This window comes from Capsulimonas corticalis, assembly GCF_003574315.2.
Taxonomy (GTDB): domain Bacteria; phylum Armatimonadota; class Armatimonadia; order Armatimonadales; family Capsulimonadaceae; genus Capsulimonas; species Capsulimonas corticalis.
Genome location: NZ_AP025739.1, coordinates 289,178 through 305,709, shown reverse-complemented (window position 1 = coordinate 305,709; position 16,532 = coordinate 289,178). Strand labels below are relative to the sequence as shown.

At 63.7% G+C, this 16,532-nt stretch carries 12 protein-coding genes; 4 read left to right on the top strand and 8 right to left on the bottom strand.

The features are described 5' to 3' along the window. The first annotated feature begins 6 nt into the window (after positions 1-6). Entirely contained in the window at positions 7-216 is a 210-nt protein-coding gene (locus D5261_RS01425) for a hypothetical protein (protein WP_119320174.1), read from the top strand. Positions 217-277: 61 nt separating this feature from the next. Here D5261_RS01425 and D5261_RS01420 read toward each other — a convergent pair whose 3' ends face one another. Next, complete coding sequence (locus tag D5261_RS01420; RefSeq protein WP_119320173.1) at positions 278-1,618, bottom strand: aspartate aminotransferase family protein; 1,341 nt, start codon at positions 1,616-1,618, stop codon at positions 278-280. A 120-nt stretch (positions 1,619-1,738) separates the two neighbouring features. Further along, entirely contained in the window at positions 1,739-2,023 is a 285-nt protein-coding gene (locus D5261_RS01415; RefSeq protein ID WP_119320172.1) for a hypothetical protein, read from the bottom strand. Positions 2,024-2,156: 133 nt separating this feature from the next. On the opposite strand from D5261_RS01415, the gene D5261_RS01410 reads away from it, so the two are divergent. After that, a complete protein-coding gene (locus tag D5261_RS01410) occupies positions 2,157-3,719 on the top strand; it encodes a methyltransferase domain-containing protein (RefSeq protein WP_119320171.1) in 1,563 nt (520 codons plus the stop codon). A 141-nt stretch (positions 3,720-3,860) separates the two neighbouring features. On the opposite strand, the gene D5261_RS01405 is transcribed toward D5261_RS01410, so the two are convergent. Then, the gene (locus tag D5261_RS01405) at positions 3,861-6,356 is read right to left on the bottom strand and encodes a DUF4132 domain-containing protein (RefSeq protein WP_119320170.1); all 2,496 of its coding nucleotides are present in this window, start codon (positions 6,354-6,356) and stop codon (positions 3,861-3,863) included. Positions 6,357-6,371: 15 nt separating this feature from the next. After that, positions 6,372-6,767, bottom strand: coding sequence for a hypothetical protein (locus D5261_RS01400; protein WP_119320169.1), 396 nt, complete (start codon positions 6,765-6,767; stop codon positions 6,372-6,374). A gap of 264 nt (positions 6,768-7,031) precedes the next feature. Between D5261_RS01400 and D5261_RS01395 the strand changes: the two genes are divergently transcribed. Continuing rightward, complete coding sequence (locus D5261_RS01395; protein ID WP_165864000.1) at positions 7,032-10,349, top strand: S53 family peptidase; 3,318 nt, start codon at positions 7,032-7,034, stop codon at positions 10,347-10,349. A gap of 82 nt (positions 10,350-10,431) precedes the next feature. On the opposite strand, the gene D5261_RS01390 is transcribed toward D5261_RS01395, so the two are convergent. Beyond that, positions 10,432-10,809: a DUF4259 domain-containing protein gene (locus D5261_RS01390; protein ID WP_119320167.1), complete on the bottom strand. Its 378-nt coding sequence runs from the start codon at positions 10,807-10,809 to the stop codon at positions 10,432-10,434. Between the two features lie 92 nt (positions 10,810-10,901). Further along, entirely contained in the window at positions 10,902-12,053 is a 1,152-nt protein-coding gene (locus D5261_RS01385; protein ID WP_119320166.1) for a LacI family DNA-binding transcriptional regulator, read from the bottom strand. Positions 12,054-12,231: 178 nt separating this feature from the next. Here D5261_RS01385 and D5261_RS01380 point away from each other — a divergent pair, with 178 nt between their 5' ends. After that, positions 12,232-13,290, top strand: coding sequence for a LacI family DNA-binding transcriptional regulator (locus D5261_RS01380; protein WP_119320165.1), 1,059 nt, complete (start codon positions 12,232-12,234; stop codon positions 13,288-13,290). 128 nt (positions 13,291-13,418) lie between these two features. Here D5261_RS01380 and D5261_RS01375 read toward each other — a convergent pair whose 3' ends face one another. Both D5261_RS01375 and D5261_RS01370 read right to left on the bottom strand, forming a co-directional pair. Continuing rightward, a complete protein-coding gene (locus tag D5261_RS01375; RefSeq protein ID WP_119320164.1) occupies positions 13,419-14,876 on the bottom strand; it encodes a TolC family protein in 1,458 nt (485 codons plus the stop codon). Beyond that, entirely contained in the window at positions 14,873-16,528 is a 1,656-nt protein-coding gene (locus D5261_RS01370; protein WP_119320163.1) for an efflux RND transporter periplasmic adaptor subunit, read from the bottom strand. The genes D5261_RS01375 and D5261_RS01370 overlap by 4 nt, the downstream gene beginning before the upstream one ends. Between the last annotated feature and the right edge of the window lie 4 nt (positions 16,529-16,532).

Below are 16,532 nucleotides of genomic sequence, written 5' to 3'. Positions count from 1 at the left end.
CACGTCATGGCGAACCAGCCCGCGCTGACACGCGACGAGCAATGGGAAAAGCTGGACCGCTGGCTGACGGAAAGCATCGCCGCCATCCAGCGCGGCGATCTTTCCCGCCTGCCCGCCGACTTCACCGGCGAACGCGGCGAAGCGGCGGTCGCCGCGTACGAGACCGTGCGGCAGGCGATGGAGATCCTGGAGCAGTGGGAGACGATGGGGCTTTAGGTTCGGTTAGTCCCTATTCCCTCGCGCTTTAGCGCGGGGGAATAGGGCCTGAACCCGAGGCCTACGCCCCGTCCTCCCCCAACAAATCCTCCAGCATCTCCAAAAACCGATCGATGTCCTCGTTTGTCACGGACAGGCTTGGCCTCGTGCGGATCGAGCGGCGGCCCGCGCCGAGCAGCAGCAGGTCGTGCTTTTCGCGCGCCCGTTTGATCAGCCGCGCCTTGGCTTCGGGCGAGCGCAGGGAGAAGCCTTGATACAGGCCCATGCCGCGCACGTTGTAGATGGGGGAGGGCTGCTCGGCGAGCCGGCGCAGGCCGGCGGCGAGGCGCTCGCCTTTCAGCGCGGCGGCGGCGATCAGGCCCTCTTCCTCCACGATCTTCACTTCCTGGACCACGCGCACCATGTCGGCGAGCGCGCCGCCCCAGGTCGAATCCAGCACGCCGAGATCTTCCAAAGGCTCGTACATATAGACCGCGCCGCAGCCGAACTTTTTGCCGACCGCGACCGCCATAGGCGGGTGGGGCAGGTCGAAGTGGTCGATGGCGAAGATCTTTCCGGTCGGTCCGAGGCTGGTCTGGACTTCGTCGAACGCCAGATAGACGTCGTGTTTGTGGGCCAGGCGAGAAAGCTCCTGGAAGAACTCTTTTGTGGCGACTCGGTGACCGCCGGCGCCCTGGATCGGCTCGACGAGGATTCCGACGATCTCGTGCGCCATCTGCTCCAGCACCGTCTCGATCATATCCAGAGAGCGCTTTTGTTTGTCCCGATTCCATTCGTCCGGTTCGGACGTGTTGATCGCCGGGAACGGAATCTGGATGTTGCCGCCGATGGTGAGCCCGTGAAAGTCCTTGGTGGCGACGGGGTCCACCGTCTGCGTGACGGCGAGCGCGAACACCGTCCGCCCATGGAAGGCGTTGTCGAAGTATAAGAAGCGCTTGCCGGTGATCTCTTTGCCCTGCGCCCGCCGCTTGGCGTTGAATCGGGCGACAAGATATTTCATCATATTCTCGACCGCTTCGGCGCCCGAGTTCACGGCGTACACCTCCAGCAATGGGTTACGCATGGACTCGGGGGCGATCCGGTGCAGCAGCCGATAGTAGTCTAGGCATTCGGGCGTCAGGAAATCGGGGTTCGCGACTTTGTTGTTCGCGGCGCAGACGAGTCGCGTAACGTAATCCTGCTCGTAGAGGCGGGGGTGGTTGTGTCCGATAAGCTTCGAGCCGAAGTACCCGGCCCAGTCGAAGAGGCGCTGGCCGTCCACGGTGGCGAGCCACATGCCTTCGCAGTTGGGAAGATCGAGGACAAAGGGATAGGGATCCGCGATGACATACCGGGGAAGCTCTTCCAGCATCGCGGCGGACACCGGCCCAGGATAGCGCGGGGCGCTGAATTCGGTCGTCATGCCGAGAGTCTCCAATCGCGGGGAATTAGGGCGCCATCCAAAACGGCGACGCCCTATTATACCTGGCGCAATCGGAGGCGCGGGTCTGGAAAATATTGATCCAGACCCGCTCGCCGGCGATTACATCGTGTGCTTCTTGGCGCCCATCTTCGGCATTTTCTTGGCGGAAGCGGCCATGGCTTCCTTGCCGGCCGGGCATCCGGCGCAGCAGTAGTAGGTCTTGGCGCCGATTTTAACCGGGACCGGGGTCGCGGCGGACTTCTTTATCGGCATCGGCATCTTGCACGCCGGGCAGGTCATCGTCGTCGCGGCCATCTTCTTGGCGACCGGCGCCTTGGGCGTTGCGGCGAATGCGGAGGCGGAAAGAACGCAAACGGCGAGAATTGCGGTGATTGTGGTTTTCATGGAAGTCTCCTTGTGTGGGGTCGACATAATAAGCATAGCATACAGCGCAGCATTTTCGGGTAAAGTTTCCGAGGCAATCACACGTCCTTATCAACAGCGCCGCTAACCTCTGCTGTCTCTTGGAGATCTTTGCATGTACCTATTGTTTCCCGGCCGCCATATTGTCACGACGCAGTTTCAGGAAGAGTATTTGGATCGTATCCTTGGGCAGGAGATCGCCGGCTTGCCGGATCTCCTGGGCGATGCGCCGGCGGGGCGCGTGACGGATCTTGTGTTCGCGGTGACCTCCAGCAACAAAAGCAACAGCCGCTATAATCCGCTGCCGTTTGAGCTGCGGTCGATCGTGATCTATGAGTTCGCGCGCCAGTGGAAGCGCAAGTATGGCGTGAACTTCCATATCGTCGGAATTCCGCACTATCAGCCGACGGATAAGTTCTCGGCGCTGATGCTTAAAGAGATCGCCGAACAGACCGACTGCGCGTTAGACCTTACGCCGGACAACACCGTCGTGCTGTCGTCAACGCCGCCTGTGATCGCCGCCTTCCAAACATTGGGCTACGCCGTGCTGCCCGCCGAATACGACATGGCCGGCCAGCGCTATCTGCGCGAAGTGCCGACGGATCTGGTGCGGCAGATTGGGACCGGGGAGATCGGCCTGGAATCGCTGGGACTGAGCGCGAGCGCCCGCACGGTGTTTTCCGACCTTCCCGAAGCCGGAGCGCGGATCGTCCGGCTTTACAACGACCCCATTCTGACCGAAGACGGAGACCTGACGGAGACGCGGGATTACAACACCTACGCATCGACGATGGCGGAAGTCATCGATCTGAAGTACCAGGCCATCAAGGACTACATCGTCCCCGGCAAGATCGTGGACGAAGGCTGCGCCGACGGCGCGCTGATCAGCCGGATCGTGCGCGATTACCCCGACAGCGATATCATCGGCGTCGATCTTTCGGCCGAAATGCTCGCCCGCGCCCACGAATGGAAGCGCGCCGGCGCATTTGGCAACGCCTTTGTCTTCTTCAAGCAGCAGAACCTGACCACGCCCGTCTCAGATTCGCAGGCGAACACCAGCGACACCGTGATCTGCAACTCGACCCTGCACGAGCTCTGGAGCTACGGCCGCCGCGCCGAAAGTGTCCGCAGTTATCTGCGCGACAAGCACAAGCAGCTTCGCCGCGACGGCCGCCTGGTGATCCGCGATGTCGTCGGCCCCAGCGGCGCCGACAACATCGTCCAGCTCTGGTGCAGCGCCTCCGACGGCCGGACCACGCCCGAATATCTGGACACGCCCGCCCACGAGCTTTCGACCTACAGCCGCTTTCTGAAATTCCAGCACGACTTTTCGCCGCGCCCCCTCCATCACGACTCCATCGCAGACGCCCATGGCGACGCGCCGCAGTTCCGTCTGCCCCTGCGCGACGCGATGGAGTTCATCACAAAGATGGAGTACACGGACAACTGGGCGTCCGAGATGCACGAAGAGTTCGGCTTCTGGGCCTTCGACGATTGGAAACGCGAACTCACCGCCGCCGGGTTCGCCCTCCATCCCGCCTCGCAGCCTTATGTGAACGAATGGCGCGTCGCGAATATCTTCACGGGACACGTGCGTCTAGAGGACATGGACGGGGCGCCGCTGCCATGGCCGGTGACGAATATGGTGCTGGTGGGGGAGAAGCGCGCGGAGGCGTGATGTGTTGGTTAATATTTAGTGATGCAATCCGTATATGCGGAAATGGCGGAAGCGGCTGGCGGTTTTAACCGCCGGCCGTATTTGCTGCACGCATCCATCACCGGCGGCTTTCGGCCTCTTTAAATTGAAGCTACAGCTGAACTATCGCCGGACCTGGCTCAAAATCGTCAAATCTTTAATCGTATCATCGCTTGCCAGCAAAAACGCCTTGCTGAGGATAATCGCCAGCAGGTGGTCGCCTTCGAAAGGCAGAAAGACGTCGGCGCTGGTCTTCGCGTCCTTGTGGCGATCGGGCACGATGCAGAGGTATTGATCGTTCGGCTCCATCAAAATGTTGCCGCTGCCGAGATGGATTTTATAGGTTCTCAGAGAGCCTTGAACGCGCAGGAACTTGCCGTCGAGCGTGCACTGGGCGGCGATTTTCAGGCGCGGGAGGAGACGGCTGAGGACGTCGCGGCGGGTTTGGGCCGTGGCGGTGAGGTCGCCGAAGGAGAAGTGGCTCCAGTAGGCGTCGTGACCGCCGCCGTTTTGCCAGTTGGGATCGTTGCCGATGCTGCACACGCCGACGAACAGATCGACATCGCGCATGATTTCGCTGAACAGGAGCGGCGGAACGTTGGCGAGGGGCAGCAAATCGCCTCGGTCGTTGTAAAAACGGACCTGGTCCGTGGAGACATGCAGGCTGATCCCGGACTCGGACAGCGTTTGGTCCTCCGCGACCTCCACCCAGAATTCGACGCGCAGGCCATGCCTGGTCAGCGTCGGCGTGTTCCCGCCGTCAAATCCGATCCCTTGAAGCTGGTAGCGCCAGCCGCGCTCGCGGCAAAGCGCCTGGAACTGATGCTGCCGGAGGATGTGCGCGGCGAATCGGTTGGAGTAAGTCGCCGTCGCGATCTCGGCGTCGGTAAGGAGATAAATCTCCCGGTGCGCCTGCTTGAACGGCTGCGCGACGCTGTTTGTCTCCAGCCAGCGCCGCCAGGCCAGCACCGTTTCCGGAGTCGATCCCAGCGGATGCCAGAGGCGGACAATGGTGTTCTCCGGGAGCGGTCCCAGCGGCCGGCCGGTCTCGTCCACGAGCGTTTCCGCACGCCAGATCCCCAGCGCCGTACGGCCGCCCTCCTCGAAGCTCCAGATCAGACGGCGGGCGAACGCGCCCATGACGGGATGATTCGCATAGCGCTCGCGCCAATCGCCGAGGGTCCACGAACGTTCGGTGAGCAGCAGCCCTTCCAAACGGTCGCGCAGGGCGGGCAAGGACTTCCCCATCTCGGTAACGGCTGCCTTGAGCTCTTTGAGCGTCTCCGCGTGGTTCTTCTTGACCTCAGCGGGCGGCGCCTTCAGCGTCTTACCGTCTTTGTCCGTCCAGATCAGCTCCGCATGACCGCTCGGCGTGATGGCAAGTTCGGCGAAGTGCTCTCCCAGCTCCTCACGCCGCCGGCCGGATTCGTCCAGTCCAAATGTCGGCGTGGCAAGCTCCTCCAGATCCTCCGGCGGCAGCCCGGCCCGCGCCGCCGCCTCCGCCAGCGCTGTCTCAATCATCCCCTGCGACGCCGCGTATTTGACCTTGCGCTTTAGCCGGCTGAGCTGCGCCACCGGCGCCATGCCGGACATCGCGCCCAGCGTCACAATGCAGGCGTTGCCGACTTTGGCCGACTTCGGCCCATGCCCGGGGATTTTGCGCAGGGCGTGGTCGGCAAGATCCCCCAGGATCGGTGGGACTTCGGCGTCATCGATCAATTGGCAGCCCCAGACCATGCCCTTCAAAGCCGCGTAGTTGTGAACGAGCAGGGCTGAAAGACGCGTCGCCTCCATATAACGTTCGTAATCGTCCGCCCCCGCGATTGGCGGCAAATGGTTGGCGCGAAATCGCGCGATCCACGACCTCATCTGCTTCAAATACACATCGTGGCCGAGCGCATCTATCCGTGGCTGAAGCTGCTTCAGCCATTTCCCGGACGGCTTGGCGGCTTCCGATGTCATCGCATGCGACAGCAGCGCATGCCATTTCTGGCTTTCAGTCGTGGACATCTCGTTCAAATCCGCTCGCACGCCGTCGCCCCATGGCTCACCGCCTTGCAGAGGAGCATGCACCGATCCCTCAAGCATGTTCTTTACTTTAATCTTGACCTTTGCCTCCTCCGCGCCGCCGTAACGGCCCGGCGGAGCCGTCGCCCAAGCTTCCAGGGCCTCGCGGATCGGAGCCGTCAGCGGTTCCGATCCAGAGTATGCGGTGATCGCACGGCCGATCCCAAGCTGTATTTGCCCTGTCATTTCCGGGGCAAATCGGATGAGACGCAGGAGGTCTCCCTCCGTATACGGGAGCGTCCGGCGCAGAATAGCGCTCATCAGAGGACGCAGGCGATATGAATTTTGGTAATCCCGACGGCGTTCCGCGGAAATCGTCATATGCAGCGCCGCGGACAGCGCGGCAATCTGGAACTGAGGGGCGGCATTCAGGATATCTCGAGCGCTCTCATTATCCCGGCAGTCGAGACGCCAAAGTTGCTGCCTCTTCATTTCTTGATGGTAGCAGTCGACGGAACGCTTCGCCTCCGGATAGAGGGGAATATCCTCACCAAAGCGGTCGGCGTCTTGAGTCTCGGAGATATACTGCTTGATGGTATCCCATAAGTTCATGACTTGGTCCTCCCTCTATCCGCCGACCAGCGGTACGAGTTTGACGAAGCTGACTTGCGTTTTGAGCTTGAGCTGAATTTCGGTGTCCAGATCTTCAATCTGCCGGTCGTCGATCAGGACGAAGAAGCCGTTGCCGAGGAATGATTGGATGGCGCGATTATATTGCGTCTCCCAGTCGATGCGGCGGCGTTCCTTGACGCGGTAGCCGTTGAGCGCGCGTTCGGCGTCGGTGGGCTGGACGAAGCCTTGGAAGTACTCGGGGGTGGAGGCGTTGTAGTCCTGGACCTCTTCATAGACCCGGCGGCGGATCAGTTCGCGCAGGGTGATGGTGGAGGACATCAAGTCGAGGCTCAGCGAGGGCGTGCGCTCGCCGGACAGGGTTTCATCGTAAATGGTAATTTGGTGAGACATCGCAAAACTCCTGACGCCGAATCCGTTCTCTTCTGGGTTTATTTTACCAGGCAAGGGGCGGGGCGTATCCGGCGGCGAATATTTTTGAGGAGCGGAGTTGTGAAATTCTCATCTGGCGAGACGGCGGCTGCGGCAATCTGATTTTTCCTTGATTTGCTTATGACGCAAATTATACAAACGGCAAGTATAAGGCGCAATGGGGAGAGCAAGTAAGCCGGATGCTCTCGCTATCGTTGCAAGGTTACTCGCAAAGAGGAGATGACAATGATCGCTTCAGCCCCCTGGAAAATGTGTCTGTCGGCCGCCCTCGCGGCCCTCAGCGTGGCCCCGGCGTGCGCGGCTCCGCATGCGCTGGCGGGCCAGTCCAACGGCCACATCGCCGCCGCGGCTAATAATGCGCTGCTGGCGAGTTACCTTCCGCCTTCGACCCCGCTGCGGCTGACGCTCGCGCTTCCGCTGCGCAACACCGCGCAGCTCGACAAACTGCTGCAAGACCTGTACGACCCCTCCAGCCCGCGCTACCATCATTTTCTGACGAGCTCGGATTTCGCCGCCCAGTTTGGGCCGACGCCGGCGGACTACCAGAACCTGATCGGGTACGCGCAGTCCCACGGAATGACGGTGACGCAGACGTTTTCCAATCGGACCGTGCTCGGCGTCTCGGCGCCGTCCGGCAGCGTGGAGCGGACGTTTCATGTGAACGAGGTGGTCTATCAGCGTTCCGACGGCAGCCAGTTCCATGGCCCCGATCGGCCGCCGGCCGTCGACGACGATTGTCCCGTGAACCTGCTCTGCGTGGGCGGTCTCGATACGGCGAACCCGCTCCACCATCTGCCCATGGCGCCCGTCACGCCGCTTCGTGTGTCCGGCAAGGCGGCGTTTCGTCCGTCGCCGCGCGCGGCGACGGGGAACCAGGGTTTCTCCCCGAGCGATTTCCGACAGGCGTACGATATCCCCAGCACGCTCACGGGGGCGGGCGTGACGATGGGAGTGTTCCAAAACACGGGGTACCTGACCAGCGATATTACGACTTACGAAAGTTACTATGGCCTGCCGGGCGTGCCGCTGGAGAACGTCTATTTCGACAGCAAAACGGCCGCGAACCAGGGCCAGTCCGGTGAGACGACGCTCGACATCGAGATGCAGATCGCGGTCGCGTCGGGCGCGGCCAAGGAGATCGTCTACATCGGCGACTCGGGCCTGAGCATCGCCAACAAGATCGCGACGGACAACCGGGCGAAAGTCGTGAGCTGCTCGCTCGGATGGGGCGACGGAACCGATCAGGCGGAAGACCAGGTCTACAAACAAATGGCGGCGCAGGGGCAGTCGTTCTTCGTCGCTTCCGGCGACGGCGGGTCATGGTCGGGCGGGCAGCATCCGCAGGACGATCCCTTTATCACGAGCGTCGGCGGCGCCCACCTGAACACCAACCCGGATAACTCCTGGCTGACCGAACCGGCGTGGGGCGGCAGCGGCGGCGGAACGAGCGTCGAGTGGTCAATCCCCTCCTATCAAAAGAGCGTGAGCATGGCGACGAACGGCGGCTCGACCACCATGCGCAACGGTCCCGATGTTTCCTGTGTCGCCGACCCGTACTCTCCTTTTTCTTTTTATAACAACGGCGCGTGGGGCGGCATCGGCGGTACGAGCGGCGCCGCGCCGATCTGGGCCGCCATCACGGCGCTTGTCGATCAGCAGCGCGCCGCCAACGGTCTGGGAACGATCGGCTTCATCAATCCCGCGGTCTACGCCATTGGGACCGGGGCGAACTACACCAACGACTTCCACGATACGGCGACCGGGAGCAATGGGGCCTATAACGCCGTCCCTGGATTCGACCTTGCGACAGGATGGGGTTCGCCGATCGTGGCGAATCTCGTGACCGATCTTGCGGGCGGGACGACCGCGAATTTCCGCCTGACCTCCTCGCCGGCGACCGTCTCGCAAGGCGGCTCGGGAACGAGCACGGTTACGGTCAACGCTCTGAACGGATTCACATCGAGCGTCAATCTCACCGTGGGAACGCTGCCGTCCGGAATCACGGCGCCGCTCAGCGCATCGTCCACGACCAGCACGAGCACGCTGACGCTGACGGCGAGCAGCACGGCGACGCCGGGAACGGCGTTCGTCAAAGTGACCGGAATCACGGGGACGCTGATCCATGTGACCTATGTTCCCGTCACCATCAAGCCGACGACCGGCGCCGTCACGGCGGTCAGCCTCACTTCAGCCTATAACGTCAACGGGATCTATACGAACGGGACGACCTTCACGACCGGCGGCTTCGACACCGACGGCTATGCTTACTCGTCCACGCTGCTTGGCTCCTCGATGGCGTGGTCCGGCGTGACCTTCTCCTTTGGCCCCGCGAACGCGCTCGATACCGTCAGCAGCGCCACCGTGACTCTGCCCTCGGGATCGTTCGCGAAGATCGATCTGCTCGCGTCCGCCGTCAATGGCGCGCAAACGTCGCAGACGTTCGTGGTGACCTATACGGACAATTCGACCGCCAGCTTCACGCAGAGCATGAGCGACTGGACGGGACCCTCCAGTCAGCCGGGCGAGGCGATCGTGGCAGGGCCGCTGGCTTACCGCAACGCGGGCGACGGCGCGCAGGACGGCGCGCGCCCATACGTTTACGGCTACAGCTTCCCGCTCAACACCGCGAAAACCGTAAAGAGCATCACGCTGCCCGGTAACCGCAATGTCGTCGTCTTCGCAATGGCGCTCGTGAAGGCGCCGACCTCCGCGACGTACAGTCTGTCGGCGTCCCCCTCGACCCTGACAGTGCTGCGCGGCGCGAGCGCCGCGAGCACGATTTCCGTGGTCTCCACCACGGGATTCAACAGCAGCGTCAGTCTGACGGCGTCCGGACTTCCCACGGGCGTCACCGCCTCGTTCAGTCCATCCAGCACCACCGGGACAAGTCTGCTGACGTTGACCGCCAGCAGCGCCGCGACATTGGGCGCGAAGACCGTGACCGTGACGGGGACTTCCGGCGGGACATCGCACACCGTCACGATCGCGCTGACCGTGAAGGCCGCGCCGGCGCCGGTCAGCCTCTCCTCGGCATATAATCTCGCCGGAATTTACACGGACGGAACGTCCTTCGCTACCGGCGGTTTGGACGGCGGCGGTTACGCCTACTCTTCCAATCTAATTGGAACGTCGGTGACATGGAACGGTACGCCGTTCACCATCGGCGCGGCCAACGCGTCGAATGTCGTCACCTGCTCCGGACAGACGATCACGCTTCCGTCGGGCTCGTTCTCCACTCTGCGCATGCTGGCGACCGCCGAAAACGGCAGCCAGGCGTCGAAGACATTCACGGTGACCTATACCGACAACTCGACGACCACGATCACGCAGGGAGTGAGTGATTGGTACGCGCCGCAAAGCTATACCGGCGAGTCCGTCGCGATGGTTCAGGCGTATCGCAACGCCTCCAACGGCGCGCAGGACAATAACCAGGGGAACCTCTACGGATACTCCTTCGCGATCACCAGCAGCAAGACGGTCAAAAGCGTCACGCTGCCGAACGACGGCAACATCAAGGTCATCGCCTTGACGCTGGCTCCCTAGCCGAGATCGGTCCGTGAAATGAGAATGGGAACAGCCCCGGAGACCATCGGTCTCCGGGGCTGTTCTTAGCGAGTCGCGGCGCCTATTCCACGGCGATGCTCCAGAACGCCTGCGCCTGGGTTTCCAGCTTGTCGAAGGTGCTTTGGATGACCTGGCGGCGCTCGTCCTTGTAGCCGTCGTCGGGATCCAGATCGTCGATCTGCCCGTCGTAGATCGCGAGATACTGCGCGCGCCAGCGGGCGACGACGGCGGGTTCGGGCGTGGGCGCCTGAACGGTTTCATGCAGCGCCGAGAGGATGGCGACGCTGGGGACGAGCACGCCTTCGCCCTCTTCATCCAGCGCGCTGCGGTCCTCGTCGGTCAGTATGTCCTCGATCTTGCCTTCCAGATCGTCCACGACGCCGCTGATATAATCCAGCGCGCCGTCGCTGTCGAAGTTTCCCGCGCCCCATGTTCCCATAATTCGTCCTTTCGCCGGCGTTGCGGGCGTTTCTTCGCCCGTATGCTGCGGCGGGAAGCGGTTCGACGCCGTCTCCGGGAACTCCTGCGCGGTTAATCCGGACGGGGGTGACCTGAGGCGGCGTCCTCACCGAGCGCCCGGCCGGTGGAGGCGCGCACGATGAGCGACATGGGGACGACGATGGCGGAGCAGGGAAGCGGATCGACGTTTTCCTCGGCTTCTCGGATCCGGGCGGCCAATTGGCGGACGGCGAGGCGTCCCATCTGCGCCTTGTTGACGCGCGCCGTGGTGAGGGCGGGATAGGACTGCCGGCTGAGCGCGGTGTCGTCGAAGCTGACGATGCTGATGTCATGCGGAACGCACAGTCCCAGAGCCCGGCAGGCGGCGAGCGCCGCGAGAGCGCTGGCGTCGCTGGCGACGGCGATCGCCGTCGGCCGGGCCGGCGTGTCCAGCAGCTTGAAGTAAGGAGTGAGGCCGGCGCTGGGCGGCGCGGAGACGATCCATTGGAGCGGCGGGGAAATCCCCGCTTCCCAGAGCGCGTGGCGATATCCCTGAAGCCGCTCGCGGCGCCGGTGGTCTTCGGCCACATCCTCCACGATCGCGATCCGCCTCCGCCCCAGGTCCAGCAGATGCTGGACGGCGGCCTGCATGCCGCCGAAGCAGTCGCTGACGACACAGTCGCGCTGCCCCGTCCGATCCCGGTTGTCCACCAGCACGGCGATCCGCGACTGACAGTCGTGCGCGGCCAGCGCCTCCGGCTCCGCCGAACCCACCAGCAGCGATCCCGCGAGCGTGGCGGGAGCGCCCGGCCTGTGCGTCTCTCGGGGCGGCTCGAACCGGGACGCCGTCCGCAAAATCAAATGCATCCCAAACCGGTCCGCCTCCGCCTGCGCGCCCATGAGAATCGGCGCGTAGAACTCGTCGATCTCCCCGCTGTCGGGATCCTCGGTGAACAGCAGAAAGCCGATCGCCGCCGTCACGCTTTCGGAGTGAGTGTCGGCTTCCAAGCCGGCGGCGCGCACCCTTGGCTGATAGTTGAGCGTGTCGGCGGCGCGCAGCACGCGCCGCCGGGTCTGCTGAGCGATCAGCTCCGGGGTGCGGAACGTTCGGGACACAGTCGCCGGCGAGACGCCGGCGTGGCGGGCGACTTCGTGGATATTGGACATGATATCGTCATTATACAGGCCGAAGAGGGGAAAGTCGTCATTTTTCAGAAACATGGTTTCTGAAAAATGATCGATCATTCCCTGAAACTCCGAACGGATGGTTAAGTTTTGGTACAACAAGACCGAAGCGTTTATCCGCCATTTGGACCGTCGCAGGACAAATCAGTCGATGAATTACCGGTTATGTAACCGGTTTATTGAAGAAATGCGATGGTATCGTCGAATTACTTGACAGTGGCGCCGTTTATGGCATAGAATGAGAAAACAATGTTTTTCGTGGAGGGCGCAGGCCATAGCTAGAGCACTCACAACAATCCGGGACGTCGCCGCGCGCGCGGGCGTTTCCGTGGGAACCGCCTCCAAGGCGATGAACAACAAGGGCCAGCTCAAAGCCGGCACGCGCCAGCGCGTGCTTCAGGCGGCCGAAGAACTGAATTTTACGCCGAACGCGCTCATCTGTTCTTTGCAGCGGGGGCAGACCCATACCATTGGCGTCTTCGCGTGGCCGGTGCAGATCGGCGCCGTCAACGATATCACGCTGCCTTTGCTCAAGGGAGTGGCCGACGGCGTGGCGGGCAGCGGCCGGGATCTGCTGCTTTATTCCGATAAGCCGAACCAGTTTCCGGCGTTAACCCCGGCGACATTTCTCGATGGCCGTGTTGACGGATTGATCCTCGGGCCGACAACCGTCAAGCCCGAAGCCGTCGCCATGCTCGCCAACGCAGGCCTGCCGCTGGTCGTGCTCTACAATGGCGACGTTCCCGACTCAACCGGCTCCGTCACGATCGACAACGCCGCCGGCGTCGCCGCCGCCGTGGACCATCTGGTGGAGTTGGGACATCGCCGGATCGTCTTCTGCGGCGCCATGATGACCCCCGACGCCGCCGAGCGTTACGCCTCCTATGTGAGCAGCCTGGAGCGGCATGGTCTCCCCTACGACTCAGCCTTGAGCGTGATCCCGGACGACTGGATCTCGGACTTCGAGGAAGTCTGCCGTATGCTGATCGCGCTGCCGAAGCCGCCGACGGCGATTATCGCTGGCGACGACGCCTCGGCCTTCCCATTGATCGAAGCGCTCAAGCTGTGCGGCAAGAGCGTGCCGGAAGACATCTCCGTCGTGGGTTTCGACGACTGCCCCGCCGCCGCCAACTCTCCGGGCCTCACCACAGTGCGCCAGCCGGCCCAGGAGGTCGGACAGCTCGCCGGCCAATTGATCAGCCGCCTCCTCGAAGGCGCCCCGGCCTCCGAATGCCGCGTCACCCTCCCCGTCGAACTGATCATCCGCGCCAGCACCGCGCCTCCCCCGGCAGGTTAAACATCATCGGCGGCGATGGAGTTTTATCTGCTTTCGTAAAGAGTAATGGCCGGCGATATCAATCGCCGGCCATTGCTCTTTACAAACCTACCGCCGGCCCAAGCGCGGCGCGCCGGGACGAGTCCCTTTCACCGCGAAAGCGTTTCCCCGATCGCGCGCCGCAGGTTCGTTCGCGCGAGGTTGAGCGCGTTCTGCGCGGTCGATTGGTCGGTGAGCGCCGTTAGCAGCAAGCCCTGGGCCGTGGTGATGTCCTGGAATAATCCCAGGCCCGCGCCGTAGCGGCCTTCGGCGATTCGGACGCCTTCGCGGGCGTTGGCGACTTCGGCGCTGACGATGCTTACGCGCTGCTCGGCGCTGGCGAGGCCGAGGTACGCCGATGCGACCTGGGTTCGCACGTTCAGAACGGCGGCGTCGTAGTCGGCCTGGGCGGTCGTGATCTGGCCGTTGGCGGCCTGCACGGCGCCAGAGCGCTGACCGCCGTCGATCAAGGGGAACTGCACGCCCACGCCGATCGTGCTGACGTTTTGCTTGAGCGGGAAGTCGTTGCCAGCCGCGCCAGCGCCGACCGTGGCGTAGAGGGAAGGGAGATTGAGCGCCTTGGCGGCTCCCAGTCCATAACGCGACTCCGCCAGTGTGCGCTCGGCGGCCCGCACTTCGGGACGGGCGCGCAGGCCGGTCTGAATCAGCGCCTTCACGTCATCGCTCGCCGGGGCTGTTTCCGACGTGTCCGCCGGCGTGATCGGCGTGAGCGGATCGACGCCCATGGATTGCAGCAGGGTGACGCGGGCCTGCTCGGCGTTGTCGCGCGCCACGTTCAGGGCAAGGATGGCCTGCGATTTGGACGTTTCGGCGGTAACGGCGTCGCTGGGAAGGCCGATGCCGTTGCGCAGGCGTGAGCTGGCGAGGTCGAGCTGGCGCTGCCGGTTGGCGACGTTCTGCGCGTTCACGTCAGACAAACGCTGGGCGTTGGCGTAGTTATAGAAATTGGTCTTTACGGTCAGGACGAGGTCCTGCTGCGAACGGGTGACGTTTGCTTCGGCCGCTTCCGTCAGGCTGCGGTTCTGGCGGACGAGATTGCGCGTCTGATGGAAATCGTAAAGAAGCTGGCGCAGGGCGATCGATGTCGAGTATTTGTAAGTCGGCGATACGCCGGCCGACGTCGCGCCGGTGGGCGCGGTCAAAACTCCCGTTGCGTCGCCGGATATTTTGCTGACGGTGTCGAAGCCCGCGCCGGCGATCACTTGCGGGTTCTGGGCGGACTTGGCCTCCTGTGTGCGGCCACGCGCGGATTGGGCCGCGCCGGTGGCGTCGCCCAGTGACGGCTGAAGCCGCAGGGCGATGCGCGCGGCTTCGTCGGCGGTCAGCGGCGCGCCGGCGACATCGGCGTTCACGGCGTCCGGCGGCGGGGTCGTGACGGGCGGCGGGATGCTCGGATCCTGGACGCGCGGCGGCGGACCGATAATCACCGGAGCGTCGGCGGTGACGGGCGTGTCGGCGGTGATCGGCGGAGCAGCCGCCGTGTCCGCCGCCAGGACGGGCTGGCCGAGCAGGGCGGCGGCGAGATAGAGCGAGGAGATCACGATCACTGGGCAGGTCCTCCCGCCACGACATTGACCTTCCCGCCGTCCTTCAAGTCGTCGGAAGGATTGGCGATCAAGCGATCGGCGGGGCCGATTCCCGAAACGATCTCGACCTCGGCGCCGAAGTCGCGCCCCAGCGTCACATTGCGGAAATGAACGCGCATTTGCGAATCCACCACGGCGACGCGAACGCCCTGCGCGTCCACCTTCAGCACGTCGGCGGGGGCGCGCAGGGTGGCGTTGCCGCTGCCGGTGGGAAGCTGGACCTGCGCGTACATGCCGGGCAGGAGCACGCCGCCGGGGTTCGGCAGCCGGACCTCCGTCAGCAGAGTGCGGCTTCCGGAGTTCAGGGCGCCCGACGACTGCTGCACCGTGCCCTCGAAGGGGGTGTTCGGCAGCTCCTGAATGAAGACCTTCGCTTTGGAGCCGGGCTTGATCGACTGATAGTACGTCTGCGGCAGGTTCACGAAGATGCGCAGGGTGTCCGTCCGGGCGATCCCAAAGAGGCCGCTGGTGGGCGTGGTCGAGCTGCCGGTGATGTTCGTTCCTGGCGTCACCAGCGAACCGATGTCCACGTTGCGCGCCGTAATCACGCCGTCGAACGGCGCGACGACTCGTTTGAACGAGCTGAGCACCGCGTAGCGGCGCGCGTTGGCCTCGCTGGAGCTGACGGCCGCCTGGCTGGCGGCGACATCGGCCTGGCTCGCCTGCACCGTGGCGCGGGACGCGCTGACGTTGGTGAGCAGCGATTGGTAATTCGCGACGGCGGCCGCGACATTGGCCTGCGCGGCGTCCTCATCCGACCGGGCGGCGTCCACCACGGAGTTCGCGGCGGCCACGCCCTGCTCCGACGCCGTGACGTCGGACTGGGCCGCATGGATGTTGGCCTGGGCGGCCTGCACGTTGGCGGCCGTCGTTTTCAGCGTCGCCGCCGCCTGATCGTAGTCCTGCTGGGCGACAAAGCCGTCCTTCAGCAGAGCGCCGTAGCGCTTGGCGGTGACCTGCGCTAAGTCGTACTGGCTGACGGCCTGGGCCAGACTGGCGTTCTGCGTTTCGACGGCGTGCTTGCTCTGGGACAGCTTCGCCTTCGCGCCGGACGCCTCCGCCTGGGCCTGGGCGACTTTCGCCTTCGCTCCCGCGACGGCCGCCTGGGCCTGCTTGATCGCCGCCTTCTGGCGCACCAACTCGGACTGGCTCTGGGCGACGCCCGCCTCGGACTTGGCGACATTGGCGACGGACTGGCCGACCGTCGCCCGCGATTTGGCGGTGTCCGCGTTCGCCTGCGCGGCCTGCTGGTCGGCGTCGGGCGATTCGATGTCGGCCAGGACCTGCCCGGCTTTGACGTGCGAACCGATGTCCACATACAGCTTGGCGACATACCCGCTGGCGCGGGCCTGAACGGATGTCGCGGAGATCGCCTGGACATCGCCGGAGAGCGACAGGTTATCGTCCGACGCCATGTGCGTCGTCACGACCTCGACCGGCGGCGCGGCGGTCGCCTGCTGATGCGATTCCGCGACCAGCGCGGCGTGGCTGCGCAGCTTGGGAATCAGACCCAGAGCAAACAAGATCGCCACCAGGGAGATCCCGGCCACCGGGCCGAATCGGCGCTTCTCTTTGTAGTCATGTTGATTTTTAGGCGGTATCGTTTGCATCATTTTT

Excerpts from the sequence above, each read along its gene's own strand:
- D5261_RS01425 (WP_119320174.1), top strand. The coding sequence starts at position 7 with ATGGCGAACCAGCCCGCGCTGACACGCGACGAGCAATGGGAAAAGCTG.
- D5261_RS01420 (WP_119320173.1), bottom strand. The coding sequence starts at position 1,618 with ATGACGACCGAATTCAGCGCCCCGCGCTATCCTGGGCCGGTGTCCGCC.
- D5261_RS01415 (WP_119320172.1), bottom strand. The coding sequence starts at position 2,023 with ATGAAAACCACAATCACCGCAATTCTCGCCGTTTGCGTTCTTTCCGCC.
- D5261_RS01410 (WP_119320171.1), top strand. The coding sequence starts at position 2,157 with ATGTACCTATTGTTTCCCGGCCGCCATATTGTCACGACGCAGTTTCAG.
- D5261_RS01405 (WP_119320170.1), bottom strand. The coding sequence starts at position 6,356 with ATGAACTTATGGGATACCATCAAGCAGTATATCTCCGAGACTCAAGAC.
- D5261_RS01400 (WP_119320169.1), bottom strand. The coding sequence starts at position 6,767 with ATGTCTCACCAAATTACCATTTACGATGAAACCCTGTCCGGCGAGCGC.
- D5261_RS01395 (WP_165864000.1), top strand. The coding sequence starts at position 7,032 with ATGATCGCTTCAGCCCCCTGGAAAATGTGTCTGTCGGCCGCCCTCGCG.
- D5261_RS01390 (WP_119320167.1), bottom strand. The coding sequence starts at position 10,809 with ATGGGAACATGGGGCGCGGGAAACTTCGACAGCGACGGCGCGCTGGAT.
- D5261_RS01385 (WP_119320166.1), bottom strand. The coding sequence starts at position 12,053 with ATGATCGATCATTTTTCAGAAACCATGTTTCTGAAAAATGACGACTTT.
- D5261_RS01380 (WP_119320165.1), top strand. The coding sequence starts at position 12,232 with ATGAGAAAACAATGTTTTTCGTGGAGGGCGCAGGCCATAGCTAGAGCA.
- D5261_RS01370 (WP_119320163.1), bottom strand. The coding sequence starts at position 16,528 with ATGATGCAAACGATACCGCCTAAAAATCAACATGACTACAAAGAGAAG.